This is a genomic window from Baekduia sp. Peel2402, assembly GCF_052567285.1.
In genome coordinates this window covers 4678111-4693875 of the sequence record NZ_CP199582.1, presented here as the reverse complement: position 1 = coordinate 4693875, position 15765 = coordinate 4678111, and the positions used below count along the sequence as shown (strand labels likewise).

Genomic DNA, 15765 nt, shown 5'->3' with positions numbered 1-15765 from the left:
GCGCTACGCGGTCTGCGTCGGCGCCCACTGCGCCTCGGCGAGGTCGCCCTCCGGCAACCCCTCCGGCGTCGGCACCTGCGGCGTGTCGCGCAGGTACCACTCGGCGTCCAGCGCGGCCTGGCAGCCGCTGCCCGCGGCGGTGATCGCCTGGCGGTACGTGTGGTCGACCAGGTCGCCCGCGGCGAAGACGCCCGGCAGGTTGGTCCGCGTCGAGCGGCCGTCGACCTTGACGTAGCCCTCGTCGTCGACCTCGATCACGCCGTCGACGATCTCCGACTGCGGCTCGTGGCCGATCGCGATGAACGCGCCACCGATCTCGACCTCCTCGGTCTCGTCGGTCCCGGTCTTCTTCAGCTTCGCCACGCGCTTGAACGGCCCGTCGCCCTCGTGGAACTCCTCGACCACGTACGGCGTCTTGAACTCGATGTTCTCCATCGCACGGGCGCGCGCCTGCATGATCTGCGAGGCGCGAAGCTCGTCGCGACGGTGGACGAGCACGACCTTGCGGCCGAACTTGGCCAGGAACATCGCCTCTTCGAGCGCGGAGTCACCACCGCCGACGACCATGATCACCTGGTCCTTGAAGAACGCGGCGTCGCACGTGGCGCAGTACGAGACGCCCGCACCGGCCAGCTCGGCCTCGCCCGGAACGCCCAGCTTCTTGTGCTCGGCGCCCATCGAGAGGATCACCGTGCGCGCGCGGTGCACGTCGCTGCCGACGTGGACCTCGTGGATCCCGCCCGGCTCCTGGGCCAGCTTGACCGACGTCGCCTGATCGGTGATGAACCGCGCGCCGAAGTCCTCGGCCTGCGCGCGCATCTTGGTCATCAGCTCGGGGCCGGAGATGCCGCCATCAGGCCAGCCGGGGAAGTTCTCGACCTCGGTCGTCTGCTGGAGCAGCCCGCCCCACATGAAGCCCTCGATCACCAGCGGCGTGAGGTTCGCACGCGCGGTGTACAGCCCGGCCGTGTAGCCCGCCGGGCCACTTCCGATGATGATGACGTTCTCGATGTCGGCCATGCTGTGGGTCCTTCCCGTTTCAGGTCGCTTCACTTTGTATAGTACCGACACCCGGACGGGCGTTACGCGCCGCTCGGGCCGCGCGTCGCTCCTCCGTCCACCGGGCCACCGTACGACGCAGCTGGAAGTAGGCGATCGCGCCCGGGATCGTGGGCAGGTAGAACGCGAAGAGCCGGTACGTCAGCACCGCCACGACGATCGAGTCCTTCGACTCTCCGCCGAAGGCGACGAACGCGCCGATCATCCCGCCGTCGACCCCGCCGACGCCGCCCGGCAGCGGCAGCAGGTTGGCGAGCATCCCGACGAAGTAGCCCATCACGACGACCGCCCACGGCGGCGCCTCGCCGAACGCCTTGAACGACGCCCACAGCACGGCGATGTTGAAGCCCCAGTAGGCGATCGAGCCGACCAGCGCCAGGTCGCCGGAGCGCACGAGCGCGACCGAGATCCGGATCCCCGCCGAGATCGCCGCCGGCAGGTTCGCGGCCTTCTGCGCCAGCCGCCCCACGCGCCCGTGGCGCCGCGCGTAGCCGTCCAGCCGGCGCTGCAAGTCGGTCGGCGTCAAGGACGCGAGCAGCGCGATCCCGAACGCGACGAGCCCGATGATCGCCGGCAGCAGCGTGATCGCCCAGTCGTCGCTGCCCGGCAGCACGCCGAAGTACAGCCCGAAGCCGCCCAGGACCACGGCGGCCATGTACACGCCGTAGGTCAACACCAAGAACGCCAGCGTCTGGTCGGCGACCGCCCGCTTCGGCATCCCCGCGCGCCGCAGCGCCCACGCCGTCAGCGCGATCCCGCCCGCGCCGCCGGCCGCGAACACGCGCGTCGCCGCCAGCCCGGCCATCGTGATCTCGTAGGACTCGCGCGCGGTCAGCCGGAAGCCGTCGCGCACGTACACGCCCTGGAACAAGACGACGTAGCCCGCGAACGACAGCAGCGTGAACACCAGCGCGACGATCAGCCACAGCGGGTCGCCGTCCTTGACCTTCTGCCACGTGTCCCCCAGCCCCGCCAGCTGCGGCAGCACGACCGCCAGGAACACGATGCACAAGACGATGAACAGGACGCCGAGCACGAGCGTCCGCCGCGTCACCTTGATGAGCGGGATCTGCTCCTCGTCGTCGACCTCGTCGACGTCGTGGTGGTCCTGGAGCGCGCGCGCGTCGGTCGTCATGCGCGCGCCAGCCGTTCGAGCCCCTGCAGCAGGCGGCCGACCCGGCTGATGGCGGGCGCTGCCACCGGCGCGGCCGCGCGGACGCCCTCGGTCAACGACGCGCCGACGAGGAGGTCGATCAGGTAGTGCTCGCCCAGGTAGACGAGCGCGAAGCCGAGCGTCAGCGCATAGGTCCACCCCACCGCGCCCTCAACGGGCCCTGCTTCCGTCAGCAGGTGCGCGGCCATCAGCGACGTCGCGAAGTGAAGCGAAGGCATGGCGGCCAGGGGGTTTCCTCCCAGGACACTGTAAAGCGGCTCCCAGCTGTCACGCCAGAACGCTTCACCGTGCTCGACCATCATGCGGCGGATTGCGACGTCCCCGCGCTCGCCCAGGCGCCCGTGCAGCGAGGCGTACCACGGCGGCGCGGTCGGGACCGCCCAGTAGCCGATGAGGCCCAGGTCGAAGACCGCGTAGGTCAGCGCCGCCGTGCGCGGGAAGCGGTCCGGGTGGCGCCACATCACGTAGGCAACGGTCCCGTGCGGGAACAGGAACCACAGCCAGTGCGACCACACGAGCACCTGGTCGCGCTTGCGGATCTTGCCCGGCACCGCGAACCAGCGCTGCAGCCGCACGTTGGGCATCTCGCCGAAGCCCAGGATCCGGTCGATCCGCACCGGGTAATCCAGGTGGACCCGGCGCTCCAGCGCCTCCGGATCGTCGTTGGGCATCTGGTAGGTGACCGTGTAGGCGTACATCTGCAACATCACCAGCACGACGTCGCGCTTCTTGGAGCGCGGGAGGGCGACGCTGAGGGCGAAGGGTGCGGCCGCCGCGGCAGCGGTGACGACGGGCGGCGGAATCCGGCCACGCTTGCGAACAAGCGGAACCGCCACACCGGCCGCGACCACACTCCACGCGGCAACGCGGACGGCAGAGGACAGGCGCACGAGGCGGGGCATTCTATTGCGCGGGGCGGGCGTCTCCTTGCGACGGCGCGTCACCGCCGCCTTTGTCGATACCTTCGCGAGCGGTGGGCCCCCTCGACCAGGAGCTCCAGCCCGGGGATGAGATCGCCGGATTCCGCGTGACCGGCCTGGCCGGTCGCGGCGGCATGGGCGTGGTCTACAAGGCCCAGCAGCTCGACCTGCAGCGCCCGGTCGCGCTGAAGCTGATCGCCACGCCGCTGGCCCGCGACGAGGACTTCCGCGAGCGCTTCGTGCGCGAGTCGCGCGCCGCCGCGGCGATCGACCACCCCAACGTGATCCCGGTCTACAGCGCCGGCGAGGACGACGGCCGCCTGTACCTGGCGATGCGCTTCGTCGACGGCGAGGACCTGCGCACGCTCGTCCAGCGCGAGGGTCCGCTGCCGGCCCACCGTGCCGCCTCGGTGATCGCGCAGATCGCCAACGCGCTCGACGCGGCCCACGCGCGCGGCCTCGTCCACCGCGACATCAAGCCGGCCAACGTCCTGCTCGACGGCGACCACGCCTACCTCACCGACTTCGGGCTGACCAAGCGTCTGCACGGCGAGGGCGAGCTGTCGATGACCGGCTCCGGGCGCTGGGTCGGCACGCTCGGCTACATCGCCCCCGAGCAGATCCGCGGCACGGGCGTCGACGCGCGCGCCGACGTCTACGCGCTCGGCTGCCTGTTGTTCTACGTGTTGACGGGCGTCGCGCCGTACCGGCGCGACTCCGACGAGGCGACGCTCTACGCCCACCTGCACGACGCGCCGCCGGACGCGCACGCGCTGGAGCCGGGCGTGCCAACCGCGCTGGCGGAGGTCGTCGAGCGCGCGCTCGAGAAGGATCCCGACGACCGCTTCCCGAGCGCCGGCGACCTCGGACGCGCCGCGCTGGCCGCCGTCGGCGACGGGCCGGCGCCGGGCCCGGAGCGAACGGTCGCGCGCGGCGCGGCGGCACCGGGCGGCTTGCCCGACGACGAGACGGTCGTGCCCGGAGCGACCGGCGATCGCACCAAGGTCACGCAGACCGCCGCCACCGCGCTGGGGCCAGGAGAGGCGCATCCGCGGCCGACGTCGCGCGGCGGCCTGCCGCCGTGGCTGACGCCGCTCCTCTCGCTGCTGGCCGGCGCCGCGCTCGTCCTGATCGTCGTCCTGCTCGCCACCGGCGGCGATGACGACAAGAACGCAAACGCCCCGCAGACCCAGACCTCGGCCACGACGTCGACGACCGCCACCAAGGACGGCGGCGTCAAGACCACCACCGTCGACGTCGACCCGCGCCCCAACACCATCGCCTACGCCTCCGGCCGCGTCTGGGTCGGCAGCCCGCGCACCAACCGGCTGATCGGCCTGCCCGCCGAGGGCAAGGGCAAGAACCGCACGATCCGCCTGCCGTGGAAGGCCGGGACGACGTCGATCGCCGCCGGCTTCGGCTCGCTCTGGGTCACCAACGGCCCGCAGGCGCGCGTCCTGCGGATCGACCCCAAGACCGGCCACATCCAGGGCGACCGGCTGGTCGGCGAGGGCGAGGCGGTCGTGGTCTCTACGGGCGAGAACGCGGTCTGGGTCGGGCGGCGCGCCGTCAAGACCACCGACCCGCCGTCCTCGATCGTCAAGATCGCCCCGCACGGCGACGCCGCCACGCAGGACATCCAGTTCGGCCAGGAGGGCGTCGGGGACCTGACGACCGGCGGCGACTTCGTCTGGGTCCCCAATCGGCGCCGGGCGCGGCTGAGCCGGATCTCGCCGCGGACCGGCGAGCGCAAGTCGACGCCGATCGGCCTGGGCACGCACCGCGTCGCCTACGGCGCCGGCCAGGTGTGGGTCACCAACTACGACGACGGCACGGTCACCCAGAACACGCGCGCGCTGGACAACGCGGCGACGATCCCGCTCAACGTGCGCGGCCCGCAGGACCTCGTGGTCGCCGACGGCTCGGTCTGGGTCGTCAGCAACCTCGACGACGCGGTCGTGCGGCTGGACGCCAAGACCGGCAAGCCGATCGGCGACCCGATCGACGTCGGGCGCAACCCGTTCGCGATCGCCGCGCACGGCAAGGCGTTGTGGGTGACCAACCTGGCGTCCGGGTCGGTCACGCGGCTGGACGTGCCGTAGGCCTAGGCCTACAGGTCGCGCTGCGTGACGAGGCCACGCTGTAGCGCCTCGGCCACGAGCCGCGAGCGCTTCTGGTTCTGCGGCAGCGCCTCGATCCCGAACTTCTGAAACAGCGACCGCAGGTGCGCCTTGACCGCGTCGACGCTGAGGTGCAGCTCGTCGGCGATCTCCTGGTTGGTGGCAGGCGTCGCGAACTCCGCGCTCTTGTAAGGGCGGGAGAGCGCGACCAGGACGGCGCGCTGGGTCGGCGGCAGGTCGCCGAGCGCGACCGGCTCGCCCGCGACGACCGTGCGCTCCACGGTCTCCTCGGCGTCCGGCCGCCGGTAGCCGAGCGTGGTCTGGCCGATCCGGATGACGTCGCCGTCGCGCAGCCGCGCGCGGCCGCTGACGCGCGTGCCGTTGACGTAGGTGCCGTTGCGGCTGAGACCGTCGTCGATCAGCGTCCACTCGCCGGCGATCCGCTCCAGCTCGGCGTGCAGGCGGCTGACCTCGGTGTCCCACGGCAGCGGCACGCCGTTTGACTCGGCGCGGCCGATGCTCAGCCGGTCGCCGTCCATGCGCAGCAGCCGCTGGCGCCCCGCGCCGTCGCGCAGGACCAGGAACGGCGCGCCATCGCGCTCGGCGCTCAGGCGCTCCTGCAGCTCGGCGGGCGACGCGGCGTGGGCGGCGAGCGGTGAGTCGTCGGCGGACATCTGCGCCCAAGGCTAGAGACCCCTCCGGCGCGGTCAGGTGAGGACAACCGCACCCTCGCCGCGGGGAGACGGACCCGCCCGCCCGTCCTTCACACCTAGGTGTGCAATCGCCTCACCTGTGGGGGCCAAGGTGTGACCCCGGGGTCGGTAGCCGGACGATCAGGGGCCGGCGAACATGTCGTACATGAGCACCACGGCCCCCTCCCTCCCCTCCAAGACGCGTTCCCCGCGCGCCGGCAACGCCACCGACGAGGCCCTGGTCGCCGCCACGCGCGTCGGGTCCGACGCCGCCTTCACCGCGATCGTCCAGCGCTACGAGCCCCAGCTCGTCGCCTACGCCCGCCAGGTCCTCGGCGGCCAGCACCACGACGCCGAGGAGTGCGTGCAGGACGCGTTCGTCCGCGCGCTGTCCTCGCTGCGCCGCAACGACGCCGAGATCGCGCTGCGCCCGTGGCTGCACGCGATCGTCCGCAACCGCTGCCTCGACCAGCTGCGCAAGCCGCACCGGACCACCGACCTGGAGCCCCACCAGGCGGTCCTGGCCGACCACGGCCCGGGCCCGGTCTCGATGATCGCCAGCCGCCAGAAGCTCGACGCGGTCGTCGGCGGCATGGAGGCGCTGCCCGAGCGCCAGCGCCGCGCGCTGGTCATGCACGAGCTCGAGGACCGCTCCCACTCCCAGATCGGCCGCGTGCTCGGCGTCTCGGCCGGCGCGTCGAAGGCGCTGGTCTGCCGGGCGCGCGCGGGCGTCGCCGCCGCCGTCGGCGGCCGCAGCGTCGCGTAGCGCCAGGCCCGGGGCCGGCGCTCTCCTCCGGCTCGGCGGTTACCCTCGTGGGCGATGAGCACCGCGCGGGCCGCCGAGCCCCACGCTGCCCAGCGCGCCCCCGCACCGGCCTGGTTGCCGGTCACCGCGCTCTTCCTGATCTCCGTGGTCGTCTACGCGGTGCTCGCCTTGCGTTCGCCGCTGCCGGTGCTGTTCCCGGACGAGTTCCGCTACTCGCACCTGGCACGCGGCATGGCGGACGGGACCGGCAGCGATTGGCGCGGCACGCCGATCGACCAGACCGCGGCGCTCTACGTCTACTTCATCGTGCCCGCGTGGGCGCTGTTCTCGTCGTCGGTCGACGCGTGGCACGCGAGCAAGGTGATGGGGACGATCGCGCTCTGCGCGCAGGTCTTCCCGGTCTGGTGGCTGGCGCGCGACGTCCTGCGCGACGCGCGGCTCGCGCTGATCCCCGCCGTGCTGTCGGTGCTCGGCACGTGGATGCTGTCCAGCGCGGAGACGGTCACCGAGGTCCTGGCCTTCCCGCTGGTGACCGCGGCGCTGTGCTGCGCGGTGATGGCGCTGCGGCGGCCAGGCTCCCGCCTCGGATGGCTCGCGCTGGTGCTGCTCGGGCTGGCGACGTGGGTGCGCCTGCAGAACGCGATCCTCGCCCCGGCGCTGCTGGCCGCGTTCCTCATCGACATCGCGCGCGTGACGCCGTATGACCGCATGGCGCGGGTGCGGGCCTATGCGCCGTACCTGATCATCTCCGCCGCAGCGTTCCTGTTCGTGGCGCTGATCGCGCTCGCCGCGCCCGACGCGTTCGGCGACTACGACGTCGTCTTCTCGTTCCGGCCCGGCCTGGGCAAGGTGGTGGACAAGAGCGCGCTGCAACTCGCCGAGCTGGCGGCAGTCGCGGGCCTGCTGCCGGTGCTGCTGGCGGCGGGCGCGGCCGTGTCGCGGCGCGCATGGCGCGATGACCGCAGCGGTCCGCTGCTGGCGGTCTTCTGGCCGAGCGCGATCGCGACCGTGCTGCTGTCGGGGTTCTTCCTGGCGGGCTACCCGCCGGCGCCGTGGGCGATCGGACGCTACGTCACCTACGCGGTGCCGCTGGCGCTGATCCTGATGGTCGTGGTGCTGGCGGACCGCAAGCTGCTGACGCGCGCGTCCTACGTCGTGGCGGCGCTGGGCGCGGTGGCGTTCGTCGTGCGGCCCACGGTGCAGATGATGGGCGAGGAGCGCGCGACCTGGGGCTTGACCTACAGGTTGCACCAGGTCTTCAGCGTCGACGTCGCCGCCGGGTTGGTGGTGGTGTCGCTCATGTTGGTGGCCTTGACCTATGCGCTGCGGCGCGACGGGCGCAACGGCGTGCTGATCGTGACCGGCGTGGTCGGGCTGCTGCTGGTCGTGCAGTCCCAAGCGGCGTGGTGGCAGATGACGACCACCGGCAAGTCCTTCAGGTCGGTCATGGCCGACAACTTGGAGTGGGTCGACGACCACGCCCGCGGCGACGTCGCGCTGCTCGCGGTCACCCAGAACGCGCCGCAGTTCGACGACATCGACTTCTTCAACCGCAAGATCACCCAGGCCTACGCGCCGGCGGCCGGGATCCTGGGCCGCGCGATCCAGGGCAAGGTCTGCTCGCTGCGGTTCGACACGAGTGGGCTGGTGGTCCTGGGCCGCGGCTGCGGTGCGACGCCGCACTGGCTGCTGGTCAACGATCCCTCGGCACGTCTGACGTTCAAGGACGAGCTGGCGTCCTGGTCGGAGCCGACGATCGGCCGGCTGGTCGAGGTCGACCCGTCCAAGCCGCCCCGCGCACGCTCGCTGGTCGTCCTGCCCTGCCCGCGCCGGACCCCCGGCTACTCGGCGTCGACACCGGACATCGTCCCAGCCGACGTCCCAATCCAGTGCGCCGCGGACCTCACCGCCGCGCTGTGGCTCGACGCACCGGCGACGTTGGTGGTGCACTACCGCGGCGGGCCGACGGCGGAGACCGTGAAGGCGAACGGCAAGACCTACAAGATCCCGGCGCGCGGGTCGGTGGACGTGCGCGTCGCGGTGTCGCGGGGCTACACCCAGTCGGTGGTGACGCAGGGCTGGACGTCCAGCGCGAACACGCCGACGATCGCGGGCGTGGACCTCGTCGGGTCCGACGGCGCGATCTCGCGCCTGGCATGAGCGCCGAGGCCGGCGCCGTCGACGTCGTCTTCGGCTACGCGTCGCTCGTCGCCCTGCCGGGCACGACGCCCGCAACCCTCCACGGCTTCCGCCGCGTCTGGGGCGTGGCCATGGACAACTCGGTGGCGGTCCCCGGCTACAAGGTGTACGAGTTGCCCGACGGCACGCGGCCGGCCTGCGCCGTTGCGTTCCTCGACCTCGCCCCGTCGCCGGCCTCCAGCATCGACGGCGCGCTCCTGCCGGCCACCGCTTCGACCCTCGAGGCACTCGACGCGCGCGAGCGCCAATACGAGCGCATCGACGTCACCGCCGCCGTCCCCGCCGCGCTCTCAGGCGCGCGCGTCTGGACCTACGTCGGCCGCGAGCCGGGCCGCGCGCGCGTCGCCGCCGGTCGTGCGGGCGACGCCGCCGTCGTCATCCAGCGCTCCTACGCCGAGCTCGTCGAGCGCGCGTTCGCGTCGCTCGGCGAGGACGCGCTGGCTCGTTACCGGGCCAGCACCGAGCCGCCGCCGTTCCCGGTGCTTGAGCTCTCACGCGTGGACTTGCCGGCCGCGTAGTCGCGCGCGTCCTCGACCAGCGCCGCGATCAGACGGCTGGTCTCGTCGACCTCCGGGTGCCACTGGACGCCGAGCACGAACCGCGAGCCGGGCAGCTCCACCGCCTCCGGCAGGTCGTCCAGCTCCGAGAGCCCGGTCACGACCAGCCCCTCGCCGACCGCGTCCACCGCCTGGTGGTGGTGGCTGAGCGTCCGGTGGGACTCCTCGCCCGCCGCCCGCGCCGCCAGCGACCCGGCCGAGAGCCGCACCTGGTGGTCGTTGCCGTCCCATGCCCCCGCCGTGCGCCGGTGGTCCTCGTGGCCGTGCGACTCCGGCAAGTGCTGCAACAAGGTCCCGCCGCGCGCGACGTTCAGCACCTGCATCCCGCGGCAGATCCCAAGGAACGGCATGTCCCGCTCGACGGCCCGCTGCGCGAGCGCGAGCTCGAACGCATCCCGCTCCGCGTTGGTCCCGAGCGTCTGCGGATGGCGCTCCGCGCCATAGGTCGCGGGATCCATGTCGCTCCCGCCCGCGAGCACCAGCGCGTCCAGCAGCTCCAGGATCGAGTCGGGGTCCGCCACCGCCGCGGGATCCGGCGGCAACAGCACCGCGACCCCGCCCGCCCGCTGCACGGCGTCCGCGTACTCCCGCGGCAGCAAATGCGCCGGCGTCGTCCACACGCCCCACGCCGCTGTCTCGGTCGCGGCACACAACCCGATCACAGGTCTGCTGGCCATACCTTCAACGATATTGCGCCTCGTGGCGGACTCAGGCGCACGCGGACCGGCTGGCCGGACAGCCAGGAGCCGTAGGATGCCCGCCCATGAGCACGATCGAGCTGGAGACGATCCACATCAAGCGGCGCGGCGGGGTCGCGACGATCGAGTTGGCGCGCCCGGAGACGATGAACGCCTGGAACAAGCAGTTCGGGCTGGATCTGCTCCAGGCGGTCGAGACGGTCCGCGACAACGACGAGGTCCGCGCGATCTGCATCACCGGCCAGGGCCGCGGGTTCAGCTCGGGCGCTGACCTGCGCGACATCTCAGACGAGCAGACGCCCAACGGCCGCCCGGACGTCTACAAGGTGCTCACCGAGCGCTACCACCCGATCATCACGGGCCTGCGCACGATGCCCAAGCCGGTCGTCGCCGCGGTCAACGGCCCCGCGGTGGGCATCGGGCTCAGCCTCGCGCTCGCCGCCGACCTCGTCGTCGCCAAGGAATCCGCGTACTTCCTGTTGGCCTTCACGAACATCGGCCTGGTCCCGGACGGCGGCAGCTCGCTCTTCGTCCCCGAGCGCGTCGGGTTCACGCGCGCGATCGAGATGGCGATGCTCGGCGAGAAGATCCCCGCGCCCCAAGCCCTCGAGTGGAACCTGATCAACCAGGTCGTCGCCGACGACGCCTTCGAGGCCACCGTCGACCGCCTCCTGGACCGCCTCGCGTCCGGCGCCACGGCCTCCTACGCGGGCATCAAGCGCCAGCTCAACGCCTGGCTGTTCGCCAAGATGGACGACCAACTGGAGCTCGAGGCCGAGATCCAGCGCGAGATGGCCGCCTCCGACGACTTCGTCGAGGGCGTGATGGCCTTCTTGCAGAAGCGTGGCGCCAACTTCAAGGGCCGCTAACGCGGGTAGGCGGGCCCGATTTACCGTCAGCATCACGACCGTCGAACACCCGTACGGCCCCGAATGGAGTCCGGCCGCGCCCGCACTACCCAGGGAGCGGCCGTCAGACCGGCGTTCATGAATAGAATCCGCGCCGCCTTGGAGACCTCACGCCTTCGCAACCTCATGACTTCGCGCAGACTCATCCTCACCCTTCTCGCCGTCGTGGCGGGCGCCCTGCTTTTGGCCCCCGTCGCGAGCGCAGATCTCTTCTCGCCGGAGTCGGGCGGTTCGCCGAACGCCGACGACATCGACACGCTCTACAAGTTCGTCTTCGCCGTCGCGATCATCGTGTTCGTCGGGGTCGAGGGCGTGCTGATCTACTCGATCGTCAAGTTCAAGGCGCGCAAGGGCGCCGTCCCGGCCCAGATCCGCGGCAACACGCGCCTGGAGATCGGCTGGACGGTCGGTGCCGCCGTCATCCTCGTCGTGCTCGCGACGCTCACGTTCATCAAGCTCGACGGGATCCGCAACCCGCCGGACTCCTCGGCCGACGGCCTCCAGCTGGCGGACACCTCGCGCCGCCTGCCCCCGAGCGGCAAGTCGCTGAACATCTGCGTCAACGGCCAGCAGTACATCTGGCGTTACACCTACGCCGAGGACTGCAAGGCCGGCAAGAACTTGGGCGCCGTCTTCTCCTACGAGGAGATGGTCGTCCCGGTCAACACGACCGTCACGCTGGACATCAACGCCCAGGACGTCGCCCACTCCTGGTGGATCCCGAAGCTCGGCGGCAAGATGGACGCCATCCCGGGCTACACGAACCACACCTGGTTCAAGGTCCCCGGCAAGTTCGGCGAGAAGCCCGGCGGCACCGTCTTCTTCGGCCAGTGCGCTGAGCTCTGCGGCCGCAACCACGCCAACATGACCGCGCGCGTCCGAGCCGTCTCCGTCGAGGAGTACCAGAAGTGGCTCGACCAGCGGAAGGCCGACATCAAGTCCGCCGAGGAGCAGGGCGCTGCGCAGCGCAAGAAGCTGCAGGACGGCGGCAACACGACCGGCCCTGCCGCCGCTGGCCAGAACCCCGCTGAGCCCGGCGACGTGTCGGACTCGCAGGCGGAAACCGAGTAGTCCCGAGGACCTGACCTAAACGCATGGCTGCCACCGTCGAAGCACCCACCACCACCGTCGCGCCTGTTCCGCAGGTCGTCGCGCATAAGGTCGAGAAGCCCGCCACCGGCTGGGCGTCGTGGGTCACCACGACCGACCACAAGCGCATCGGGATCATGTACCTGGTCCTGACGTTCGCCTTCTTCATCTTGGGCGGCGTCGAGGCGCTACTCATCCGCCTGCAGCTCGCGGTCCCGAACAACGACCTGCTGACGCCGCAGACCTACAACGAGCTGTTCACGATGCACGGGACGACGATGATCTTCCTGTTCGTCGTGCCGGTCATGGCCGGGTTCGGCAACTACTTCGTGCCGCTGATGATCGGCGCGCGCGACATGGCGTTCCCGAAGCTCAACGCGCTGTCGTTCTGGCTCCTGGCCGCCGGTGGCCTGGTCTTCTACGGGTCGATCTTCTTCTCCCCGCCGGAGTGCGGCTGGACCTGTTACTCGCCGTTGAGCGACACGGAGTACCTGCCTTCCGGCGGCGTCGACGCCTGGATCTTCCTGATCCACCTCACGGGCCTCAGCTCGCTGGTGGGCGCGATCAACTTCTACGCGACGATCGCGAACATGCGCGCGCCCGGCATGGGCTGGGGCCGTCTGCCGCTGTTCGTCTGGGCGATCCTGACCTACGCGGTGCTGCTGATCCTGGCGCTGCCGGTCATCGCCGCCGCGGTCACGCTGCTGCTGACCGACCGCCACTTCGGGACCAACTTCTACGACGCGTCCAACGGCGGCTCGCCGCTGTTGTGGCAGCACCTCTTCTGGTTCTTCGGGCACCCCGAGGTGTACATCATGGTGTTGCCGGGCTTCGGCATCATCTCGGAGGTCTTGCCGGTCTTCGCCCGCAAGCCGATCTTCGGCTACAAGGCGATCGCCGCGGCGACGCTGGTGATCGCGTTCCTGGGCCTGCTGGTCTGGGCGCACCACATGTTCACGACGCCGTCGCCGTCGCTCGTCCTGATCTTCTTCATGATGAGCTCGTTCCTGATCGCGGTCCCGACGGGCGTCAAGATCTTCAACTGGATCGCGACCCTCTGGCGCGGCACGATCGAGTTCACGACGGCGCTGCTGTTCGCCGTCGGCTTCATCGGCACGTTCCTGATCGGCGGCATCACCGGCATCTTCGTCGCCGTGTTCCCGATCGACTGGCAGCTGCACGACACCTACTTCGTCGTCGCGCACTTCCACTACGTGCTGATGGGCGGCGCGGTCTTCACGATCTTCTCGGGCCTCTACTACTGGTTCCCGAAGATGTCGGGCCGCCTGCTGAGCGAGCCACTGGGCAAGGCGTCCTTCTGGTTCATGCTGGTCGGCTTCCACGTGACGTTCCTCGTGCAGCACTCCGCCGGCATGGAGGGCATGCCGCGACGGATCTACGAGTACAGCGACACGCAGGACCTGGCGATCCTCAACCTGATCTCGACGATCGGCGCGTTCATCCTCGGCTTCGGCATCCTGCTGACGCTGATCAACGTCCTGAAGTCGGTCAAGAACGGCGCGGTCGCGGGCCCGGATCCGTGGAAGGGCAACACGCTGGAGTGGTACACCCAGTCGCCGCCGCCGGTGAACAACTTCGACGCCGTGCCGCGCATCCGCTCGGTCGAGCCGATGAAGGACATCCGCCGCCAGATCATCGCCCAGACGGGCGCCGCTGAGCCGGCCTACATGACCGCCATGGAGGCTGGTCGCCTGCCGGGCGACGGCCACTAGGCCGCCTGTTAGGCTCGCTTCGCCATGGAGGCTTCACGCGCTCATAGCGCTGCCCCGGCCGCCGCGCTGCCCGCGTCTTCGGGCACGCGGCAGCTGATCGTCGACCTGGTCGCGCTGACCAAGCCGAAGGTCCAGTCGCTGCTGCTGCTGACCACGGTGACGACGATGCTCATCGCCGGGTCGCCGTCGATCGGCCTGATCCTCGCGACGTGCATCGGCGGCTACCTGAGCGCCGGCGGCGCTGGCGCCGTCAACCACTGGTTCGATCGCGACATCGACGCGCAGATGGCGCGGACGGCGACGCGGCCGATCCCGGCGGGGCGCATCGCCCCGCGGACGGCGCTGTGGTTCGGGATCGGGCTAGGCGTCCTGGCCTTCGTCTGGCTGACGCTCACGACCAACGTCCTGGCGGCCTCGCTGTCGGCCTCCGGCTTCCTCGGCTACACGCTGATGTACACGATGTGGCTGAAGCGCAGCACGTGGCAGAACATCATCTGGGGCGGCGCCGCGGGTGCCGTGCCGCCGCTCGTCGGCTGGGCTGCCGTGACCGGCGGCCTGACGGGCCTGCCGATCTACCTGTTCGCGATCGTCTTCTTCTGGACCCCGCCCCACTTCTGGGCGCTGTCGATCCTGATGAAGGACGAGTACGCGAAGGTCGGCGTGCCGATGCTGCCGGTCGTGCGCGGCGAGGACGAGACGCGCCGCCAGATCCTGCTCTACAGCATCCTGCTGTACGCGGTGACGCAGCTGCCGTTCTGCGGCGGTGGCGGGCTCGACTACATCTACGTCGCCGCGTCCGCCCTGCTGGGCCTGATGTTCATCGCCTTGGCCGTCGCGCTGTCGCGCCTGAAGACCCGCAAGGCCGCGCTGCGCCTGTACCTGTTCTCGTTGTTGTACCTGGCCCTGCTGTTCGCCTCGATGGTGGCGGACGTCAAGCTGTAAGCCTCTTCTGGGAGAATCAAGCCCGTATGGATCGCAACCTCGCCCGCAAGAACGTGCGCACCGGCCTCATCGCCGGCGCCGTCTGCTTCGTCATGTTCGGCCTGACCTTCCTGGCCGCGGCCATCTACGTCGCATGAGCCGAGATCCGAACCTGCCGCCCATCGGCGAGGAGATACACCTCCCGCCCGGATCCGCCCAGCCGCTCCTGCTCACGATCGGCATCACGATCGCGCTCATCGGCGTGACCTTCTCCTGGATCCTCTGCGTCATCGGCGGCGCCCTCACCCTCTGGACGCTCGTCAACTGGATCTCCGACGCCCGCAAGGAGATGTCCGAGCTCCCGCTGCACCACGACGGCGACGGGCACGGGCACTAGCCCACCTTCCGCGCCTCGGCGCACACGCTTCGCTCGAAGGGCGGCCTCTTGGCCGCCCTTCGTCGTTCTAGGAGAGGAGCTCGATGCGGCGGGCGATCGCCGGCCGCAGCGGCTCGCCGAGCCACGTCGCGACCAACGCTCGGTGCACGAGCGTGCCGAGCAGGTCATCGACCTGCTCCTGCAGCATCACGTCGCGTTCCAACGCACGCTCGACCACGCCAGCAAGCGCCTTTGCCGGCGGCGTCCACCCCGCGAACGTCTCACTCGCCGGCATCGCCGCGAACTGCACGGCGGTCAGCGTGTTCACGAGCGTGCCCGACGGTACGTCGCTGCCCGCCGCTACTGCGCCGAGCAGTCCCGTCAGAGCCTCGGTCGCACCCTCTGCACCATCACGCACCGCGCAGGCGACCGCGAACGCGACCGTCTGCGCCTGCGGCTCCTCTCCACACCGGACGCGAGCCACCGCCTCGACAAGCGCGCGCCCGATCGGCAGATCGGCCATCGTGCCCTCTTTCACACGTCCACGAAGCAC

At 70.8% G+C, this 15765-nt stretch carries 15 protein-coding genes; 9 read left to right on the top strand and 6 right to left on the bottom strand.

Going from position 1 to position 15765, the window contains the following annotated elements; translation table 11 throughout:
- Positions 1–3: 3 nt before the first annotated feature.
- The 3 genes from trxB to ACT01A_RS22960 are packed head-to-tail and all read right to left on the bottom strand — an operon-like array spanning position 4 to position 3177.
- Positions 4–1020 (bottom strand): thioredoxin-disulfide reductase, encoded by a 1017-nt coding sequence (gene trxB, locus ACT01A_RS22970; RefSeq protein WP_445149435.1) that lies wholly within the window; start codon positions 1018–1020, stop codon positions 4–6.
- Between the two features lie 19 nt (positions 1021–1039).
- Entirely contained in the window at positions 1040–2194 is a 1155-nt protein-coding gene (locus tag ACT01A_RS22965; protein WP_445149434.1) for a lysylphosphatidylglycerol synthase transmembrane domain-containing protein, read from the bottom strand.
- Positions 2191–3177 (bottom strand): phosphatase PAP2 family protein, encoded by a 987-nt coding sequence (locus ACT01A_RS22960; RefSeq protein ID WP_445149433.1) that lies wholly within the window; start codon positions 3175–3177, stop codon positions 2191–2193. The genes ACT01A_RS22965 and ACT01A_RS22960 overlap by 4 nt, the downstream gene beginning before the upstream one ends.
- 29 nt (positions 3178–3206) lie before the next feature.
- Here ACT01A_RS22960 and ACT01A_RS22955 point away from each other — a divergent pair, with 29 nt between their 5' ends.
- Positions 3207–5255, top strand: a complete 2049-nt coding sequence (locus ACT01A_RS22955) for a protein kinase domain-containing protein (protein WP_445149432.1) — start codon at positions 3207–3209, stop codon at positions 5253–5255.
- Between the two features lie 8 nt (positions 5256–5263).
- Here ACT01A_RS22955 and ACT01A_RS22950 read toward each other — a convergent pair whose 3' ends face one another.
- The gene (locus ACT01A_RS22950; protein WP_445152857.1) at positions 5264–5812 is read right to left on the bottom strand and encodes an FHA domain-containing protein; all 549 of its coding nucleotides are present in this window, start codon (positions 5810–5812) and stop codon (positions 5264–5266) included.
- A gap of 319 nt (positions 5813–6131) precedes the next feature.
- Between ACT01A_RS22950 and ACT01A_RS22945 the strand changes: the two genes are divergently transcribed.
- From ACT01A_RS22945 to ACT01A_RS22935, 3 genes are read left to right on the top strand one after another with little or no spacing between them, the layout of a single operon-like run.
- Positions 6132–6731, top strand: coding sequence for an RNA polymerase sigma factor (locus ACT01A_RS22945; RefSeq protein ID WP_445149431.1), 600 nt, complete (start codon positions 6132–6134; stop codon positions 6729–6731).
- A 54-nt stretch (positions 6732–6785) separates the two neighbouring features.
- Positions 6786–8891, top strand: a complete 2106-nt coding sequence (locus tag ACT01A_RS22940) for a hypothetical protein (RefSeq protein WP_445149430.1) — start codon at positions 6786–6788, stop codon at positions 8889–8891.
- A complete protein-coding gene (locus tag ACT01A_RS22935) occupies positions 8888–9448 on the top strand; it encodes a gamma-glutamylcyclotransferase family protein (protein ID WP_445149429.1) in 561 nt (186 codons plus the stop codon). Before ACT01A_RS22940 ends, ACT01A_RS22935 begins: the two co-directional genes overlap by 4 nt.
- On the opposite strand, the gene ACT01A_RS22930 is transcribed toward ACT01A_RS22935, so the two are convergent.
- The gene (locus tag ACT01A_RS22930; protein WP_445149428.1) at positions 9376–10164 is read right to left on the bottom strand and encodes a gamma-glutamyl-gamma-aminobutyrate hydrolase family protein; all 789 of its coding nucleotides are present in this window, start codon (positions 10162–10164) and stop codon (positions 9376–9378) included. The genes ACT01A_RS22935 and ACT01A_RS22930 overlap by 73 nt on opposite strands.
- 86 nt (positions 10165–10250) lie before the next feature.
- Between ACT01A_RS22930 and ACT01A_RS22925 the strand changes: the two genes are divergently transcribed.
- The 5 genes from ACT01A_RS22925 (at position 10251) to ctaF (ending at position 15233) form a co-directional block, all read left to right on the top strand.
- On the top strand, positions 10251–11054 hold the full coding sequence (locus tag ACT01A_RS22925) for an enoyl-CoA hydratase/isomerase family protein (protein WP_445149427.1): 804 nt from the start codon (positions 10251–10253) through the stop codon (positions 11052–11054).
- Between the two features lie 165 nt (positions 11055–11219).
- Positions 11220–12164, top strand: coding sequence for a cytochrome c oxidase subunit II (coxB, locus tag ACT01A_RS22920; RefSeq protein ID WP_445149426.1), 945 nt, complete (start codon positions 11220–11222; stop codon positions 12162–12164).
- A gap of 23 nt (positions 12165–12187) precedes the next feature.
- Positions 12188–13915, top strand: coding sequence for a cytochrome c oxidase subunit I (gene ctaD, locus ACT01A_RS22915; protein WP_445149425.1), 1728 nt, complete (start codon positions 12188–12190; stop codon positions 13913–13915).
- 24 nt (positions 13916–13939) lie between these two features.
- Positions 13940–14857 carry a heme o synthase gene (locus tag ACT01A_RS22910; RefSeq protein WP_445149424.1) on the top strand — a complete coding sequence of 306 codons (918 nt, stop codon included), beginning with the start codon at positions 13940–13942 and terminating at the stop codon, positions 14855–14857.
- Between the two features lie 133 nt (positions 14858–14990).
- A complete protein-coding gene (ctaF, locus tag ACT01A_RS22905; RefSeq protein WP_445149423.1) occupies positions 14991–15233 on the top strand; it encodes an aa3-type cytochrome oxidase subunit IV in 243 nt (80 codons plus the stop codon).
- Between the two features lie 67 nt (positions 15234–15300).
- On the opposite strand, the gene ACT01A_RS22900 is transcribed toward ctaF, so the two are convergent.
- Entirely contained in the window at positions 15301–15735 is a 435-nt protein-coding gene (locus ACT01A_RS22900) for a hypothetical protein (RefSeq protein ID WP_445149422.1), read from the bottom strand.
- Positions 15736–15765 lie beyond the last annotated feature (30 nt).

Coding starts and splice junctions, on each gene's coding strand:
- coxB (WP_445149426.1), top strand. CDS start 11,220: ATGACTTCGCGCAGACTCATCCTCACCCTTCTCGCCGTCGTGGCGGGC.
- ACT01A_RS22935 (WP_445149429.1), top strand. CDS start 8,888: ATGAGCGCCGAGGCCGGCGCCGTCGACGTCGTCTTCGGCTACGCGTCG.
- trxB (WP_445149435.1), bottom strand. CDS start 1,020: ATGGCCGACATCGAGAACGTCATCATCATCGGAAGTGGCCCGGCGGGC.
- ACT01A_RS22940 (WP_445149430.1), top strand. CDS start 6,786: ATGAGCACCGCGCGGGCCGCCGAGCCCCACGCTGCCCAGCGCGCCCCC.
- ACT01A_RS22950 (WP_445152857.1), bottom strand. CDS start 5,812: ATGGACGGCGACCGGCTGAGCATCGGCCGCGCCGAGTCAAACGGCGTG.
- ACT01A_RS22930 (WP_445149428.1), bottom strand. CDS start 10,164: ATGGCCAGCAGACCTGTGATCGGGTTGTGTGCCGCGACCGAGACAGCG.
- ACT01A_RS22925 (WP_445149427.1), top strand. CDS start 10,251: ATGAGCACGATCGAGCTGGAGACGATCCACATCAAGCGGCGCGGCGGG.
- ctaF (WP_445149423.1), top strand. CDS start 14,991: ATGAGCCGAGATCCGAACCTGCCGCCCATCGGCGAGGAGATACACCTC.
- ACT01A_RS22945 (WP_445149431.1), top strand. CDS start 6,132: ATGAGCACCACGGCCCCCTCCCTCCCCTCCAAGACGCGTTCCCCGCGC.
- ACT01A_RS22965 (WP_445149434.1), bottom strand. CDS start 2,194: ATGACGACCGACGCGCGCGCGCTCCAGGACCACCACGACGTCGACGAG.
- ACT01A_RS22910 (WP_445149424.1), top strand. CDS start 13,940: ATGGAGGCTTCACGCGCTCATAGCGCTGCCCCGGCCGCCGCGCTGCCC.
- ctaD (WP_445149425.1), top strand. CDS start 12,188: ATGGCTGCCACCGTCGAAGCACCCACCACCACCGTCGCGCCTGTTCCG.
- ACT01A_RS22900 (WP_445149422.1), bottom strand. CDS start 15,735: ATGGCCGATCTGCCGATCGGGCGCGCGCTTGTCGAGGCGGTGGCTCGC.